General features: G+C 44.2%; 17 protein-coding genes and 1 tRNA gene. 9 read left to right on the forward strand and 9 right to left on the reverse strand.

Annotation, left to right across the window (positions count from 1 at the left end):
• Positions 1 to 46: 46 nt before the first annotated feature.
• The 4 genes from KUL49_RS20755 to KUL49_RS03160 form a co-directional block, all read right to left on the reverse strand.
• Positions 47 to 205: a hypothetical protein gene (locus KUL49_RS20755; RefSeq protein ID WP_165477871.1), complete on the reverse strand. Its 159-nt coding sequence runs from the start codon at positions 203 to 205 to the stop codon at positions 47 to 49.
• A gap of 652 nt (positions 206 to 857) precedes the next feature.
• Positions 858 to 934 (reverse strand) — tRNA-Val (locus tag KUL49_RS03150).
• Positions 935 to 1,092: 158 nt separating this feature from the next.
• Positions 1,093 to 2,169, reverse strand: coding sequence for a patatin-like phospholipase family protein (locus tag KUL49_RS03155; protein WP_131136289.1), 1,077 nt, complete (start codon positions 2,167 to 2,169; stop codon positions 1,093 to 1,095).
• Between the two features lie 196 nt (positions 2,170 to 2,365).
• Positions 2,366 to 2,794 carry a MarR family winged helix-turn-helix transcriptional regulator gene (locus tag KUL49_RS03160; protein ID WP_014976177.1) on the reverse strand — a complete coding sequence of 143 codons (429 nt, stop codon included), beginning with the start codon at positions 2,792 to 2,794 and terminating at the stop codon, positions 2,366 to 2,368.
• A 393-nt stretch (positions 2,795 to 3,187) separates the two neighbouring features.
• Between KUL49_RS03160 and hmgA the strand changes: the two genes are divergently transcribed.
• Positions 3,188 to 4,483: a homogentisate 1,2-dioxygenase gene (hmgA, locus tag KUL49_RS03165; RefSeq protein ID WP_131136290.1), complete on the forward strand. Its 1,296-nt coding sequence runs from the start codon at positions 3,188 to 3,190 to the stop codon at positions 4,481 to 4,483.
• A 292-nt stretch (positions 4,484 to 4,775) separates the two neighbouring features.
• Positions 4,776 to 5,849, forward strand: coding sequence for a 4-hydroxyphenylpyruvate dioxygenase (gene hppD, locus KUL49_RS03170; protein ID WP_014949049.1), 1,074 nt, complete (start codon positions 4,776 to 4,778; stop codon positions 5,847 to 5,849).
• A gap of 37 nt (positions 5,850 to 5,886) precedes the next feature.
• Here the strand turns inward: hppD and KUL49_RS03175 are convergent, their stop codons facing one another.
• Positions 5,887 to 6,252: a VOC family protein gene (locus tag KUL49_RS03175; protein ID WP_131136291.1), complete on the reverse strand. Its 366-nt coding sequence runs from the start codon at positions 6,250 to 6,252 to the stop codon at positions 5,887 to 5,889.
• Between the two features lie 632 nt (positions 6,253 to 6,884).
• Here KUL49_RS03175 and KUL49_RS03180 point away from each other — a divergent pair.
• The 7 genes from KUL49_RS03180 to KUL49_RS03210 all read left to right on the forward strand — a co-directional run bounded on the left by KUL49_RS03180 (position 6,885) and on the right by KUL49_RS03210 (position 11,923).
• On the forward strand, positions 6,885 to 7,274 hold the full coding sequence (locus KUL49_RS03180) for an ACT domain-containing protein (protein ID WP_014949047.1): 390 nt from the start codon (positions 6,885 to 6,887) through the stop codon (positions 7,272 to 7,274).
• A gap of 4 nt (positions 7,275 to 7,278) precedes the next feature.
• Positions 7,279 to 7,779, forward strand: coding sequence for a PTS glucose transporter subunit IIA (locus tag KUL49_RS03185; protein ID WP_014949046.1), 501 nt, complete (start codon positions 7,279 to 7,281; stop codon positions 7,777 to 7,779).
• A 257-nt stretch (positions 7,780 to 8,036) separates the two neighbouring features.
• The gene (locus KUL49_RS03190; protein ID WP_014949045.1) at positions 8,037 to 8,384 is read left to right on the forward strand and encodes an ArsC family reductase; all 348 of its coding nucleotides are present in this window, start codon (positions 8,037 to 8,039) and stop codon (positions 8,382 to 8,384) included.
• Complete coding sequence (gene dapE / locus KUL49_RS03195) at positions 8,378 to 9,514, forward strand: succinyl-diaminopimelate desuccinylase (RefSeq protein WP_131136292.1); 1,137 nt, start codon at positions 8,378 to 8,380, stop codon at positions 9,512 to 9,514. Before KUL49_RS03190 ends, dapE begins: the two co-directional genes overlap by 7 nt.
• 9 nt (positions 9,515 to 9,523) lie before the next feature.
• A complete protein-coding gene (locus tag KUL49_RS03200; protein WP_039230197.1) occupies positions 9,524 to 10,210 on the forward strand; it encodes a M15 family metallopeptidase in 687 nt (228 codons plus the stop codon).
• A 14-nt stretch (positions 10,211 to 10,224) separates the two neighbouring features.
• Positions 10,225 to 10,485, forward strand: a complete 261-nt coding sequence (locus tag KUL49_RS21045; RefSeq protein ID WP_242633710.1) for a DUF2897 family protein — start codon at positions 10,225 to 10,227, stop codon at positions 10,483 to 10,485.
• Positions 10,486 to 10,663: 178 nt separating this feature from the next.
• On the forward strand, positions 10,664 to 11,923 hold the full coding sequence (locus KUL49_RS03210) for a dicarboxylate/amino acid:cation symporter (RefSeq protein WP_131136293.1): 1,260 nt from the start codon (positions 10,664 to 10,666) through the stop codon (positions 11,921 to 11,923).
• A gap of 421 nt (positions 11,924 to 12,344) precedes the next feature.
• On the opposite strand, the gene KUL49_RS03215 is transcribed toward KUL49_RS03210, so the two are convergent.
• The 4 genes from KUL49_RS03215 to KUL49_RS03230 all read right to left on the reverse strand — a co-directional run bounded on the left by KUL49_RS03215 (position 12,345) and on the right by KUL49_RS03230 (position 15,612).
• On the reverse strand, positions 12,345 to 12,671 hold the full coding sequence (locus KUL49_RS03215) for a heavy metal-binding domain-containing protein (RefSeq protein WP_014949040.1): 327 nt from the start codon (positions 12,669 to 12,671) through the stop codon (positions 12,345 to 12,347).
• Between the two features lie 56 nt (positions 12,672 to 12,727).
• A complete protein-coding gene (locus KUL49_RS03220) occupies positions 12,728 to 13,138 on the reverse strand; it encodes an HIT domain-containing protein (protein ID WP_014976168.1) in 411 nt (136 codons plus the stop codon).
• Entirely contained in the window at positions 13,131 to 14,162 is a 1,032-nt protein-coding gene (gene astE, locus KUL49_RS03225; protein ID WP_131136294.1) for a succinylglutamate desuccinylase, read from the reverse strand. Before astE ends, KUL49_RS03220 begins: the two co-directional genes overlap by 8 nt.
• A gap of 145 nt (positions 14,163 to 14,307) precedes the next feature.
• A complete protein-coding gene (locus KUL49_RS03230) occupies positions 14,308 to 15,612 on the reverse strand; it encodes a bifunctional diguanylate cyclase/phosphodiesterase (protein WP_039230212.1) in 1,305 nt (434 codons plus the stop codon).
• Positions 15,613 to 15,705 lie beyond the last annotated feature (93 nt).

Below are 15,705 nucleotides of genomic sequence, written 5' to 3' on the forward strand. Positions count from 1 at the left end.
ATCTTTTAAGGCGCTTTGTCTTGAAGGTTGTTCTACCGAATAAACTTTAGAATTCGTAACGTAAGTTAGCACCCATGAAGTCAACGCCATTCCACATTTCGTAAGTTGCGCCGATAGCTACATTGTTTGTGATGTCGTAGTAGGTCGAAGCACTGAAAGCCGTTTCTGATTCATCAGCGATGTCTAGGTAACCGATTTGGGGCACTTAACTCTAGTTAGTCAATAACCATTGAACGAACGCCCACGGCAGCACCGAAACCATTTTCGTCTTCTTAGCCAGACTAGCCTTGAGCTGAAGCACTAAGCTATAGTTTTTAATATATGATCTGCGCAAAAACATCAATGTTTTGAGTCACGCCGTATTTGTAACCAGCACCTACTGACACTTGTGATAATTCAACGTATACATCGATTGATGGGGTCACGCTGTTTACTGTTAACTGCGCGACAAACGGTTACGGCATATTTTCAAACAGCTTATTATTTCGTAACGCCACTTCACTAAAACCTCATGAAAAAACAGCATTGCACAATTTAATGCGTGGTTGTGCGAAGCAGAATTGGGAAATATTCTTGGGTGACTTTGTTAAATACAAAATGCCGTAATAGGAAATGTGTATGACTTTTTAACGGCAAATAGCTAGGGAGTGAAGTCTAGATTTGGTCACGGATGGTCACGAATTGTGACCACGCGTGACCATCCTGACAGTATTCATCTGTTTTCAGAGGAAAAAACGAAAAGAAACAGAAATTCTGAAAAAGCTGCTTAATTCCGATTAATTCAATGTTGTCAATGAGTTAAAAAACTCAAATATTTTTAAAATAACGCTGGGAAATTTTTTTGGAAGAAAAATAGATGGTGCGTCTACCCTGATTCGAACAGGGGACCTCTACCATGTCAAGGTAGCGCTCTAACCAACTGAGCTATAGACGCATATAGAATTTTGTTGCACCTGATAGGTGGGCGAATGCCAAGCAACGGCGCGTATAATACTTAGCACGAGCGTTGCCTGCAAGGAAAACTTATCAAATGACGATTCAAGTGACTAATTTGACAGCAATTAGCCACTTTCTTCAACAATTGCGATTAACTTAAATCATTTTAAATGGAAGCGGCTTGATAGCGTCTACTAAAGATCCGTCGTTAACAGCACGCATAAAATACTCCCCCAATCTGTCGGTTTCTTTTAATACTGTTTGCCAATACTGGATGCGCGTTTTTGCATCGAGTACTTCAAAATCTTTCCTATCGGGGATTTTGCTATAAGGCAAATTAGCAACAAACGATGCAGAAGGCACAAGCATTACAACGTTATCGTAGCTTGAACGATGAGGCACTCTGCCCTTCAAGCCCTTGTCGAACCAGCCTGGAATGGGCTTGTCGTAAAAGTGCGGATATAACACTAAGCCATCGTCTGGCCCAAAGGACAAATCGAAGTGGTAGTCAATAATACCGCCATCTCGATACATTCCAGCTGGCGCACCTTCAATTTGCTGTACGCCCTCAATAACCACAGGAATAGAACCCGATGCTAGCAGCGCGGTATGAATATTTCCGTGGGTTAACGTGTGGTACTGAGTAGGCAGTTGATACGGGTCTTTTATCGCAAATTCAGTATTCGGGGTAGAGAACACATAGCGTGTATATAAACGTGAAAGGTGTCGTCGGTTCACTGTATTGGCCGCTGCACTCATCGCCAAGCCCGAAAGTTGCCTAAACTTACTTTCAAAACGAGTAGCACCTAAACATTTAGCAACGATCAGGTGCGCTTTAAAGCGGGAGTTAGACAGCACTTCTTGTTTACCTGCTTCATCCACCATTTCTTTCAGCAAGTCTTCGGCTTTAGCCGTAATTTCTCTAGGCGTAGGCTTGTCGCTGCTATAAGTTGTTGTTGAATAGGAAGCAGCCAAACGATTTATGGCAGCTAGGGGATCGTTTTGTACAGCGCAAATGGTACGAAACGCACCCGCTGATGAACCAATTACATGTATTTGATGCTCAACGTTGGCAAACCATTCGGGAAACAGTACGCGATCTAGACCAGCCAGAGAAAACCATTTCGGGCCGCCAGATGCCCCCAGAAAATAGCTAAATAACTCAGGCGTAAATCCGTTTTTCATTATGGATTCACGTGCTTTTTTACCTGCGTATATTTCTAAGGGTGCCACTCAATGTCCTCGCTGTGCGCCGAATAGAAGCGCTTGATAAATATTTAGGGGGTAGCAAGCCATGACTAATAAATCCAATAACTTACCCATTTAATTAGTTTCGGGGGAATTTAACAGTTAAAGGCGCGAAAGTAACCTTTATAGCAATGCCCTCACATCTGCTCAGACCAGACTTTTCAAGGACTTCACCCGAATCTTAAGGCGTTAGTGCATCTATCACTTTTACAAATATTCGATACTCATCTTCAGTGATATTTTCCAAACGCTTATTTTGCCAAGCCACAATTTTAGGCAACAGCGCCCGATAGATTCGTTCTCCTTCCACTGACAATGAAATTAATGTGGCCCGTTTATCTCGCTTGCTCACACGCTTAACGATAGCATCTCGCTTAACCAATCGCTCCAGCGCTCGCGAAACCTGCACTTTATCTAGTCGTGTTGCAATAGCGATTTCTTTTGCCGTTAGCAGTGATTTTGGCGAGCTTTCATTTCGGCCGCCTAATGTGGCTAAGATTCGCCATTCTGGTTTCGTAAGTTTATATTCTGCATATTCTTTTGAGAGCGATTCACTTAAATCGCTCGCAAGCATGGCTACCTTGTAGGCAAGCATATCTTCTAGCTGCATGTTTTAAGCCCTTATCACTGTATTACTCTTTTTTTACTTCTGTGACCGCCTTATAAGCCATGGTTGTTTTTCATTTACCTTGGGCGTTACTTATACCCACAGTGTCGCTACCATCGGTCGAGCGTTCAGGCGCGTTCAACATTAACCCAAGTAACTTTCACAGCTAATATCGTGCATTAAAAAACACGCAATACGTGTAACCTTGTAGTGGGCATCACATAAAAGGTGTAAAGCTAGCGTACCAAATGACGTTGGTTCTATTCCCTCTACTCGCCCATCGCCATTGATTTACATTTCATTTACCTCTAGCCTAAATCACATAGTTTCATTTGTAACTACTTTATTTTGCATTCATCTGTACAGCCACATCGATGGCCGCCTGTGGGAGGGTTTATGGATAATTTGTCGTATTTAACGGGTTTTAATAACGAGCACGAGACAGAGGCACTACCGGGTGCCCTTCCTAAAGGCCAGTTCAGCCCACAAAAAGTGAATTATAAGCTTTACGCTGAACAGTTTAGCAGTACCGCATTTACTGCCCCGCGAGCAGAAAACCGCCGCAGCTGGACCTATCGTTTACGTCCTTCTATTGCTATGGGCGACTTTGAAAGAATTGATAATGGCCTGGTAAAAACAGCACCTGAGTCTGATGTCCATTGCCCTCCGAATGTACTTAGGTGGGATCCTGTTCCCTTACCAGACAAAGACGTTGATTTTGTAGACTCGCTTGTAACCATCGCCACTAACGGTGACGCTAAAGCCCAAGTAGGTATGGGCGTTCACTGCTACAGTGCAAGTGCTAACATGCAAAATCGTGTTTTCTACTCATCAGACGGAGAAATGCTTATTGTCCCCCAACTAGGTGACATGCTGATCACCACCGAGTTTGGTAGGCTCAACTTGTCTGTAGGCGAAATAGCCGTTATTCCTCGTGGCGTTCGTTTTTCGGTTAACCCTATTAATGGGCCAATTCGCGGATACATATGCGAAAACTACGGTCATCCTTTTGTGCTGCCAGAGCGCGGCCCGGTCGGCGCGAATGGCTATGCGAACCAGCGTGACTTTTGCTATCCCACGGCCTGGTTTGAAGATAATGAGACGCCTCACACTTTGGTAAACAAGTTCTGTGGAAATATGTTCGAAGCAAAACTCGATCACTCTCCCTTTGATGTGGTGGCTTGGGTAGGTAACTCTGCCCCTTACAAATATGATTTGTCCCGTTTCAACGTTATGAACACCGTAAGTTTTGACCACCCGGATCCGTCGATATTTACCGTGCTTACCTCACCATCTGAGCTGGAAGGTACGGCGAACGTTGACTTCGTTATTTTCCCTCCACGGTGGATGGTTGCTGAAAATACTTTTCGCCCGCCGTATTATCACAGAAATATTATGAGCGAGTTTATGGGGCTAATTGAGGGGATGTACGACGCCAAAGAACACGGTTTTGTGCCCGGCGGCATGAGCCTTCACAACTGTATGACTCCCCATGGCCCAGAAGCTGAAGTATTTGAAAAAGCCTCGAACGCCGAGCTTTCACCGCAGCGTTATGAAAACACGCTGGCGTTTATGTTTGAATCTCGCTATGCCATTGCGCCAACGGAGTTCGCTTTAAACAGTGATATTCGTCAACGAGATTATTTGGCGTGCTGGAAAGGCCTTAAAAAGTACTACGATGGTGAAAAATAAGCGCCCTGAGATTAATAACGTTACACGTACCGATACCTAAACGAGCAATTGTACTGATTTTTGAACACTACCGACAAGCATCACCTTTGCTTAATAGTACTTATTTTCAGACAGTTAGGGAAAGTTGGCTTTCCCTAACACAGCATCTCATTCACGGGTGAAAACAAAACGTTACAGCTTTGCTTTCCATGCCCAAAATCCTTGAACTCGACACCTATTGCTTGCTTTTTCACTGCGCCCTTACAATCAGGTAACAATTATAAAATGTGATTTACGTTGAGGATGTATCGCTATGGCTGATTTGTTTGAAAACCCTATTGGTTTAGACGGGTTTGAATTTTTAGAGTTCACTGCGCCTAAAAAGGGCATGTTGGAACCCATTTTTGAAGCTATGGGCTTTACCCTTGTTGCTCGCCACAAATCAAAAGACGTGGAATTATGGCGTCAAGGCGACATCAATTTATTAAGTAACTACGAAAAGAAATGTCATGCAGCCTATTATGCCGAAGAACACGGTCCATCAGCGTGTGGTATGGCATTCCGCGTTAAAGATTCACAGCACGCATATAAAGAAGTGCTTGCCCGCGGTGCTCAGCCTATGGATACCCATACCGGTCCAATGGAACTGAAACTTCCTGCTATTAAAGGTATTGGCGGTGCGATGCTTTACCTTATAGACCGTTATGAAGGCGAAAATACCATTTACGACATCGACTTCAATTGGATTGAAGGCGTTGATCGCCATCCTGAAGGATGTGGTTTTCATACGCTCGATCACCTCACCCATAATGTGTACCGCGGCCGCATGAATTTCTGGGCAGGGTTCTACGAAAAGCTATTCAACTTTAAAGAAATTCGCTATTTCGATATTAAAGGTGAATACACGGGTCTATTATCGAAAGCAATGACGGCGCCAGACGGTAAAATTCGCATACCGCTAAATGAAGAGGCGGTTGGCGGTGGTGGCCAAATTGAAGAGTTCTTAATGAAGTACAATGGTGAAGGTATTCAGCATATCGCTTTCGCTTGTGACGACCTAGTGGCGTGTTTAGACAAGCTTAAAGCGAAAGGCATGAAGTTTATGACGCCTCCACCAAACACTTACTACGATATGCTTGAAGAACGTCTTCCTGGGCACGGCGAAAACGTAGATGAGCTACAAAAGCGCGGTATTCTATTGGACGGCACAACGGAAAATGGTGAGCCTCGCCTACTGCTTCAGATATTTTCTGAAACCGTTTTCGGCCCAGTATTCTTTGAATTTATCCAACGCAAACAAGATGAAGGTTTCGGCGAGGGTAACTTCAAGGCACTATTTGAGTCGATTGAACGCGATCAGGTAAATCGCGGCGTGCTAAACAAGTAATTCGATAGCTAACACAATACTAGGGCAGCAAGTCTCATCACTTGCTGCCTTTTTCATAAAGCGCGCACGCAGCGCCGCTTGGGTCAATAATGACACAAAAGCTGTCTTTTCCGTGATGACGTATATCACCCGCCTGTTTTCCACCTTTGGAAGTAACTTCTTTCAACGCAGCATCTAGATTTTCTACGGTAAAGTAATTAATCCATCCGCTTGGGTACTGCGCGTTTACACCCTGCTTATGACAAATGCCGCCCACAGGTGTGCCGTCGGCCTTCATCATGACATAATCATTGTAGCCACTCATATCTATGGGTTCTTTCTTCCATCCCATCACCGCTTCATAAAAGCTGACAAGTTCGTCTGCGTTTTCTACTGTAATATCGCACCATGAAGAATCTGACATTCTCTCTCCCTCTGTTTTTTGTTTAGGGCTGTTGTTTTGTTAGGGCTCTATTTATGGTTGAGGCATTTTTCTAGTCAGCGCTCTTGTTCTGGTTAGAGATCAAATACCCAGTAAGCTACATAACTGATAAGCGCAATGCCCCATTGCTTCAATAAGCAAAACCCAAGACTAAATTAACTACTAACAGTAGTACCTTACTGAATATTTGTTAACTAATAGATCATTTTAATGTACTGATGTTTTAAAGGTAAAAAGGCTAGAGTCTATTGACCTTTGCTGTACATCAAAGATCAACATGGCCAAAAGCGTTCGATCATTTGAATCTCGCGTTTTAGTAATACGCAAATTTCTGAAAAAAGCCATGGTTGTCAAGCTAAGAAATTGCAAAATTACAAAACATTTTTTATTTTAGTTGTAGACATGGCCTGTGGAAAATGCTTGTGAAATTGAGAATGTTATCCACTGAACATTGTTTGTACAGTTTATTTATCCCTTTAAATACATACACTTACAACAAAGCCCCAAACTACTCAACAAACTTATCCACAGATTAAGTGGATAACACGTAGCACTTAATCACAGTTAGTGGTTTAATGTGAATATCTTCGAAGTTATCTTTTTTTCGGTTTCTCATGCCCAAACAAACACTTTTAGTCAGAGAATCTTTGTTTACCATTCACAGCTTGGATCCTGAAACCAATATCCCCGCATCTGTGCTTAATAGCCCTCTTTTTTTCTTAGGTAAAACAGAAGATGAACTATCTATTGTTGTGCCTGACTCGGTAGACGTACCGTCACTAGATAGTGATGAAGGTTGGCGTGCACTTGAACTGTTAGGGCCTTTGCACTTGTCCATGGTAGGGATCATGGCCCAAATCGGCCAAGTGTTAGCGTCAGCAAAAGTGGCCATATTTGTGGTATCAACCTTCGACACTGACTTCTTTTTAGTAAAAGACAATAAACTAAAAGATGCCATTAGTGCGCTTAAGAAAGCTGGCTATTCGGTAAGTGAGGACGTCTAATACCGTGAATGCTAAGCAACTACAATACGCACCAGACAGTTTTACCAAGCAGTTTGTAACTTTAAGCCCATTTTCAGGGCAAGTGGTTTCACTCTCACACATTGACGATCCCTATTATAAAAGTGGCCTTATGGGGCCTGGTGCAGCAATAAGCTCAACATCAAATACTGTCTTATCGCCTTTCGCTGGTAAAGTATTGAGCGTTTCCCCGCTAGATTACGCTATCGACATACAGTCTAGCGCGGGCCTCAAATGCAAGATTAAATATGGTGGCGATACTAGTCATTTGCATGGCGCACAATTCGCCTGTTCTTTGAAGCGGGGCGATGAAATAAGACTTAAACAAGTACTTTTTACCGTGAATGCTGCATGGCTAAAGCAGCGCGGTGTTAGCAATACCTGTTCAATGACGTTGCTTAATGCAAATGCGCTTATCGGCGTGGTGCCTACGCATCAAAAGTTTGTCGAAGCGGGCGAAGATACGTTGTTGACACTTTACCTCTAGGGCCTGTTGACCTAATTGTAAAACAGGCTTTCAGCCCTGAATGATTTACTATTAAAAATCATCGCAAGTGAGTTTATCAACGTATCAACAGCTTGTATGATGGAGCACATTGAAAAACAAAAATGTACAGGCGCACTGTTTTCGGGCTATTGCGGTTTTCTATTTTCTCTAGCTCTTCGAAACAGCGCCACATAATGGCACTGTTCTAACCAGCGTCTTTCATTTACAAACAACAAAGTAGTACGGAATAAATCACCATGAGCACAATCCTTTATGGGATCCCAAACTGTGACACCATTAAAAAAGCAAAAAAATGGTTAGCAGACAACGATATCGCTTTCACATTTCACGATTACCGCAAGGACGGGATAGATAACGACTTTCTTGTACGAGCCGAGTCTGAGCTTGGCTGGGAAGCAATGCTCAACAAACGCGGCACGACCTTTCGCCAGCTAGAAGAGCAAGAGAAAGCGAATCTAGATAAAGATAAAGCACTGGCCCTGCTAGAGCTTCATCCTGCCATGGTTAAACGCCCTATCCTTGTTCATGACAACGCGTTTTATATTGGCTTCAAACCCGCGCAGTATGAGGAAATATTTTGTTAAACGACTCTGTTATTGAAATTGCTAAACAATTAATAAACCGCCGTTCTGTAACGCCAGAAGACGCAGGTTGCCAAGAAGCCATGGGCGAGTTTTTAGGTGCTTTAGGGTTTAATAATGAAACCATGGTATTTGAAGACACGACGAACCTTTGGTCTCGCAGAGGTAAAGAAGGCCCGGTATTTTGTTTCGCAGGCCACACTGATGTAGTGCCTAGTGGCCCTGAGTCAGCATGGAAAACACCGCCATTTACCGCGACAGAAGTTGACGGCTATCTGCATGGGCGGGGCGCAGCTGACATGAAAGGCAGTCTTGCCGCTATGCTAGTAGCCACCCGCGAGTTTGTGAACAAATACCCTGATCACAAGGGAAGTATTGCGTACCTTATTACTAGCGACGAAGAAGGCCCTTTTATAAACGGTACCACCCGCGTTATTGATACCCTTGAAGCCCGCAATGAAAAAATTGATTGGTGTATTGTTGGCGAACCCTCTTCAACCGACGAAGTAGGCGATATTGTTAAGAATGGCCGTAGAGGTTCATTAACGGGTGATTTAGTAGTAAAAGGTGTCCAAGGCCATGTCGCCTACCCTCATCTGGCTAAAAACCCTGTACACAGTGCAATGGCAGCCCTTGACGAACTAGCTAAATCTCATTGGGATAACGGCAACGACTTTTTCCCTCCCACCAGCTTCCAGATATCAAACATTCACGCGGGTACGGGTGCGGGCAATGTGATCCCGGGCGAGATGCACGTTTGCTTCAACTTCCGTTTTTCAACGGAAGTAACCGACCAAGTTCTCATTGAGAGAGTCACGGCAATTTTGGAAGCCCACGAACTGGAGTACGAGATTAAATGGACGTTTAACGGTCAACCCTTTTTGACCGATACGGGTGCCCTGTTAGAAGCCACTCAAGGTGCAATAGCGGCGGTTAAAGGAACACCTACCGTGCTGTCTACTGCTGGCGGTACATCAGATGGTCGCTTTATCGCGCCAACAGGCGCACAAGTGATAGAGCTAGGCCCGGTGAATGCCACTATTCACAAAATTGACGAGTGCGTGAAAATGTCTGACCTTGAACAGCTTGCTGATATGTACTTCGGTATCTTAGAACGCTTGCTGGCTCAATAGCCGCTATTGATGGTTATGAATCAAGTGCCAGAAAAAGCGTGGTTAGGCCAGCACAACGACTATCTCGTTGATGCTGGCAACGGCCATAGACTGCATCGCGACGTGATATCGCCGTTTCTTGCCATGCAAGATGCTGCGCAAAAAGACGGTATAGACTTACAGTTGGTCAGTAGCTTTCGAGATTTCGACAGGCAAACTGCCATTTTTAACCGCAAATGGGCAGGTCAAGCACAGCTTCTTGATACCAACGGTGATGAACTGCCATTCGAGGCACTAAGCGATAATGAAAAGCTTCATGCTATTTTGACATGGTCAGCACTTCCCGGCGGCAGTCGCCACCATTGGGGCACTGACATCGATGTGTACGACAGAGCTGCCGTGCATAACTGGGGGGGCAAGTTTAACCTTGTCGAAAGCGAATACCTTTCTGGCGGACCGTGCCATGCCCTTTCATGTTGGCTAGCTGACAATATGGAACAGTTTGGCTTTTATCGTCCTTTTTCGGTTAATACGGGTGGCGTCGCAGTAGAGCCATGGCATTTAAGCTTTCGAAAAACAGCGTGTGTTTTCGAAAATGCCAGGCACTTAGATGGCTTTACAAAAGCCATTGAACAAAGCGATATAGAAGGCAAAACATGTATTTTGCCACAGCTACCTAGCTTGTATAATCGCTATGTATTGAACAAAGGGCTGTAGCCTACGGAATTTTTATGAGTACTACCTGGGTCATCATCATTATTGTTTTAGTATTGGGCGTTGTGATTGGGAATATCACGCTGCTTAAATACAGCGCTAGGTTTAAATTTCCAACACCTTCTAAACCTTATGATGACGGGAACGATGAATTAGAAGAAGACGGAGAAAGCTCGCATTCATCTGCTTCGGCGCAAAATAAAGCTCAACACAACCATGGCGCCAATTTGAATCATAAAGAACAGAGCGCAGGTAAAAGTGACAGCGATACACCATAAAATAATGCTGTTTTCATATAGTCATTCACGGCATGTTATTTGAAGTATTGAGTTAAGCCTCTCAATAAGAGGCCTATGCCAATAATTTTTATCGACACATGCGCTGTAAGCTAGTGCTTTCAACAAATCAATCACTATTCACTTCTCACATTTAAACACACTCTAAGAGGTTCTAGACGTGTCTAAAAAACAATCCTTACTGGGCAATATCGGCGTACAAGTTGTCATTGCTATGATTATTGGCACCGCTGTTGGCGCCTTTATGGGTGAAAGCGCTGAAATGTTCGCACCACTAGGTGCCATTTTTATCAATTTAATTAAAATGCTGGTCATTCCACTGGTGGCAGTAGCGCTTATCTCTGGCGCTGCGGGGCTTGGCAACAGCACTAATGCAGGAAAAGTGGGGCTATCTACCCTTGCTTATTTTGCGTTAACGTCAGCACTTGCCGTAACACTGGCCCTCATTATGGGTGAAGTGTTTAAGCCAGGAATAGGTATCGACGTTTCTGCTGTAGAAGGTATGTTCTCTGGTGAATACGCCTCTAAAGGTGAGTTACCTTCATTTTGGGCTACCGTTACAGGTATGATCCCCACCAACGTATTTGCGTCGTTAACCAACGCGAACATTCTTCAAATTCTTGTGTTTTGCTTGTTCTTTGGCCTCGCCCTTTCCAAACAACCTAAAAAGAACCGCGAGCCTATTTTAAATGGCGTGAACACTATCGTTGATGCCATGGTATGGATGATCAACTGTGTGATGAAAATCGCGCCTATCGGCGTATTTGGTTTAATGGCAGAGGCAGTAGGAACATTTGGTTTTGCCGCGCTCATGGTGGTATTCAAACTCTTCTTGGTATTTACTGCGGCAATTTTAGTATTTGGTTTTGTGGTTTACCCCCTTTTGGTACAGCTATTTACAAAAACGTCGGCTAAATCATTTCTCGTGGCTATGAAAAAGCCTCAGGCGGTAGCTCTTTCAACCGCGTCATCCATGGCGACACTGCCGGTTACTATGAATACAGTAGAGAATGAGCTAGGTGTAAGAAACGCAACGGCATCTTTTGTACTGCCGTTAGGCGCCACCATCAACATGAGCGGAAATGCCATTTATTATGGCTTGGTAGCGGTGTTTTTTGCGCAGCTTTTCAATATAGATTTATCAATGGGTGCATATGTTGCCATCGCCCTAACCTCTACCCTTGGCGCGGTTGGTCAAGCGGGCGTTCCTGGGCCATCATTCTTGGTCGTTGCGGTGTTGCTTGCTGCCGGCATTCCCATTGAAGGTTTACCCCTGCTATTTGCCTTGGACAGAATTTTCGACATGATCCGCACTGCGCTAAATATTACGGGTGATGCAGCATGCGCAGTGATCGTAGATACGATTGCCATTGATGCTGATGCTGTTGAAGAGCAAGCAATAGAAAATACGGCCAAATAAAGCCTAGTCTTACAGATAGAAAAGGGCAGCAAAGCTTTTTGAAACGCTTAGGCTGCCCTTTTTTGATTGGATTGTGTCGCTTTTTGCTTATCGCTATTTTATACCAGTCCGCATAGATAATTACCCACTCAGCGAGAGTTAAAATGTTCGTAATCGCGGCGTGTTACCGCAGGTATAGTGGTTCTACATTAAGGTGACACAACAAAGAGTACGGACATTTTAAACTCGCCCTTCGGGAAGGTCTGGCAAGCTTCCTAACTTCATTCTGGGAATTTGAAAGGGAACAGCCATTCCTGCATTCCCACGCTTCGCTAGGAAACTTGCCAGCACCTTCTGAGTGGGCAATTATCTATGCGGATTGGTATTAATCGGCACTTAATTGATAAACGTTAATTCACCAAAGCATACGCCCTTCATAATCTTATAAAGGGGTTGTTTTCACCGCGGTACCGCTAATGCTCACCATAAGCATACTGCCTTTATCGCCAATCACTTGATAGTCTAAGTCGATGCCAACCACAGCATTTGCGCCCATACTTCTCGCCTCGTGCTCAAGCTCAGTAAACGCTAACTTACGTGCGGTGGTTAACTCTTCTTCATACGACCCAGAACGACCACCCACGATGTCGCGAATAGAAGCGAAAAGATCTTTAAATACGTTTGCGCCCATCACGGCCTCGCCCACAACAATACCGTAATAAGCTTCAATTTTATGCCCTTCAAGCGTTGGGGTAGTTGAAACAATCATGCGTAACTCCTTTTAATGTGAACTGTTTATTTGTCGCTATTAAGGGCGTGCGCCCTCTAGCTGTTGTTTTCGAACCACTGCTTAACAGACTTAACAAGTGCCTGAGCATCGTTTGTGTTATACGCCACTGCTGGTTGGTTGCCCCACACAGGTTTTGGCCACGCACAATCATTTTCAAAACGTGCGACGTGATGAACATGAAGCTGCCTTACCACATTGCCTAGTGCTGCCACATTAAGTTTAAGTGGTGAAAACAAGGCCTGCATGGCTTTTGATGCCAATGCAGACTCTTTGAGTAAAGTAATCTGCTCTTCTTCAGACAAATCGATAATTTCCGCAATATCATTTTTCATTGGCACTAAAATGAGCCACGGAAACTGACTATCATTCATCAACAGTACACGACACAGCGAAAGATCACAGACAAAAAATGTATCATTGTGTAAACGGCTATCAAGTTTAAACATCTAGCTTATCCAACGTAGTAGGCACAACGGTTAACAAGGCGCGTTGCCCAATGGCCACTTTTGCATTCGGGAAAACAATGGCTTCGCCGTCCTGCTCTGCTATGTACTCTTTACCCGGTTCAGAAGCCAATACCGAGCCTTTAGGGTAGTCAGTGAAGTTTGGCGTATCGTCATCGAAATGAAGCGTAAACTGTTCTTCGTTTCGGTTTATAACTTGGTTCACGCGATAAATATCAAGGTCACCCATCTCAACCGTTGGCGCGTACTCGGTTTGAGTAATTAGCTGCGTTATCGCTTGTTTCGCATCTTCAAATCGACGCATATCGTTTTGCCCAAATGGACGCACTTTGCCAAGTTCAACCGTAAACGCGTGCGCGTTATATTGATATGACGAGAAATAGCTAAAGGTGGTTGTCGAGCTTTCCGACAGCAATATGGTTTTCACACCACACGCGGCGAGAAATGCCAGCTGCCCTTTGCTGTGTATTCTGTCATGAAGATAAGGATATACCGCAAACTTTTCATTTTTTGAGGCGCGAATTGCAGTGTGTAAGTCGTAGTGATATCGGATGCCCTCACCCGCTTCGAAGAAAGACGCCACAGCGTCTTCAAGCTGTTTAGCACGAACGCGCTCTGCGTTCACTAAACCTTCGCCCTTCGAGTGAGCACCGCTAAACAAGCGGTTCATGTTCTCTTCAACGAAACGCTCTGCAATATCCATCGCTGGCAGGTTGCCAAATAAGAACAAAACATCATGTGCCAGCGTTATGTTCCCTGTAAGGATCCCCTTAACCAAATCATCACAGATTTCGATAGGTGCGGTTTCATTACCGTGAACACCACACGATAAAACAATGCGTTTATTAGGCTTGGAGGTTGGCTGAACTGAAAAACTAATAATGCCAGGTGCGGTAATATCGACGAGCGTACCATTAGCTAATGTAAATTGATGAGAGCGTTCAAATAATGCGGAATTACGGCGAGAAAGTGTTAAAAATTGGCCGCTTTCGATAAGTTCTTGCATAAGTGTGAGCTTTGTCTACGTTGTCTAATCTCGAATGCTTCCAGTGTACCCAGACAGGCCTTCAAAATCACGTTATCTCACTGTTTAATTCCCAGTAGCTGTAAGCATTGAACAACGGAACTACAGATTGCCGCACTTTCAGATACTACGCTTGAGCGCGTCTAGGCGAGTTGCCGATAATTATCTCTTGTTGGGTAAGCTGTACGAAATCATCGAATGGAATGGCGCGAGAGAACAGGTATCCCTGCCCTTGTGTCACCCCTATTTCTCTGAGTATGTGAAGCTGCTCTACGGTTTCTATGCCCTCGGCGACTACACAGCACTCTTTTGCATGCCCTATCACTTTCGCCGCTTCGATAATGGCGCGATTAACAGGGTGAGCTTCAAGTTCCATCACAAAAGACTTGTCGATTTTCAGCGCATCCAAATCCAGATCTCGAATATAAGCAAGATTTGAATACCCTTTACCAAAATCATCTACAGAAATAGATACGCCTAAGCTTCGCAGCTCATCTAACTGCTTTTTCACCATTAATGAATTAGACAATGCCACGTCCTCGGTAAGCTCCAGCTCAATTAACGAAAGCGGCATTGAATAGGTACGACTCAGCATCGTCAGGGTTGGAACTAACTGGTTGTCGTATAACTGTGTGGGAGAAATATTCACAGACAGCATTAAAGACCGCTTCATTAGGTCCAATTCCGAGAGCGCCCTAAAGGCTTGCTCAAGCGTCCAGTAGCCCAGTTCACTCATCATATTATACGACTCGGCCGCTTCGATTAGCGGACCTGGAAATAAGACGCCATCAAGAGGGTGATTCCAGCGAAGTAAGCACTCAGCCCCCACTACTTCTAGCGTTGTCAGATCGACTTTTGGTTGATAGTAAAGCTCGAGTTCATTTTGTGCTAATGCACGTTTTAAATCTGCCTTTAGCGCCAAACTTCTGCCCGTGTCGGTTTTGTCTGACTTAGTCAACGCGAAGTAATTTTCGTATTTGTTTTCTTTTGCTTGTTTTAAAGCCGTTTCCGCTCGGGAAACAAAGGAAGTGATATCAAAGTCATTCTTAATACTGCACACCACACCTACGTTAAAGTCTGCAATAAAAGCCGTACCATCATAATGCATAGGCGTTTTGAAATGCTCGACTAAGCGTTCGAACATTTGTCGCATTACGGTTTCATTACTTTCATTAGGAAAAACGATGCCAAAAACATCACCACTGATACGGCCAATCGATACCGCAGTTCCAAATAGGAGTTGTATGCGGTTGGCTATTTCAAGTAAAAAGCGATCGCCTACATGAATGCCCAGACTGGTTGTCACATCAGAAAAACGCACTACATCGACCAGCATCAATGAAATAGAAGCACTGCGAGATGCTTGCTTCGAAATGCTATCGATAAACGCATAGCGATTGGGAATGGTTGCCAGTGATGTGTGTTGGCTCATGATGTTTTCCTTGAGCTTTACGCTTCGAGGTACTAAAAACAACTAGTTATATAAAACCATGGCGCTACGAAAGGCGCAACGACAGTAACGTAT

This window comes from Alteromonas sp. KUL17, assembly GCF_006538305.1.
Classification (GTDB): Bacteria; Pseudomonadota; Gammaproteobacteria; order Enterobacterales; family Alteromonadaceae; genus Alteromonas; species Alteromonas macleodii.

Coding starts and splice junctions, on each gene's coding strand:
- KUL49_RS03160 (WP_014976177.1), bottom strand. CDS start 2,794: ATGCAGCTAGAAGATATGCTTGCCTACAAGGTAGCCATGCTTGCGAGC.
- hmgA (WP_131136290.1), top strand. CDS start 3,188: ATGGATAATTTGTCGTATTTAACGGGTTTTAATAACGAGCACGAGACA.
- hppD (WP_014949049.1), top strand. CDS start 4,776: ATGGCTGATTTGTTTGAAAACCCTATTGGTTTAGACGGGTTTGAATTT.
- KUL49_RS03175 (WP_131136291.1), bottom strand. CDS start 6,252: ATGTCAGATTCTTCATGGTGCGATATTACAGTAGAAAACGCAGACGAA.
- KUL49_RS03180 (WP_014949047.1), top strand. CDS start 6,885: ATGCCCAAACAAACACTTTTAGTCAGAGAATCTTTGTTTACCATTCAC.
- KUL49_RS03190 (WP_014949045.1), top strand. CDS start 8,037: ATGAGCACAATCCTTTATGGGATCCCAAACTGTGACACCATTAAAAAA.
- KUL49_RS03200 (WP_039230197.1), top strand. CDS start 9,524: ATGGTTATGAATCAAGTGCCAGAAAAAGCGTGGTTAGGCCAGCACAAC.
- KUL49_RS21045 (WP_242633710.1), top strand. CDS start 10,225: ATGAGTACTACCTGGGTCATCATCATTATTGTTTTAGTATTGGGCGTT.
- KUL49_RS03215 (WP_014949040.1), bottom strand. CDS start 12,671: ATGATTGTTTCAACTACCCCAACGCTTGAAGGGCATAAAATTGAAGCT.
- KUL49_RS03220 (WP_014976168.1), bottom strand. CDS start 13,138: ATGTTTAAACTTGATAGCCGTTTACACAATGATACATTTTTTGTCTGT.
- astE (WP_131136294.1), bottom strand. CDS start 14,162: ATGCAAGAACTTATCGAAAGCGGCCAATTTTTAACACTTTCTCGCCGT.
- KUL49_RS03230 (WP_039230212.1), bottom strand. CDS start 15,612: ATGAGCCAACACACATCACTGGCAACCATTCCCAATCGCTATGCGTTT.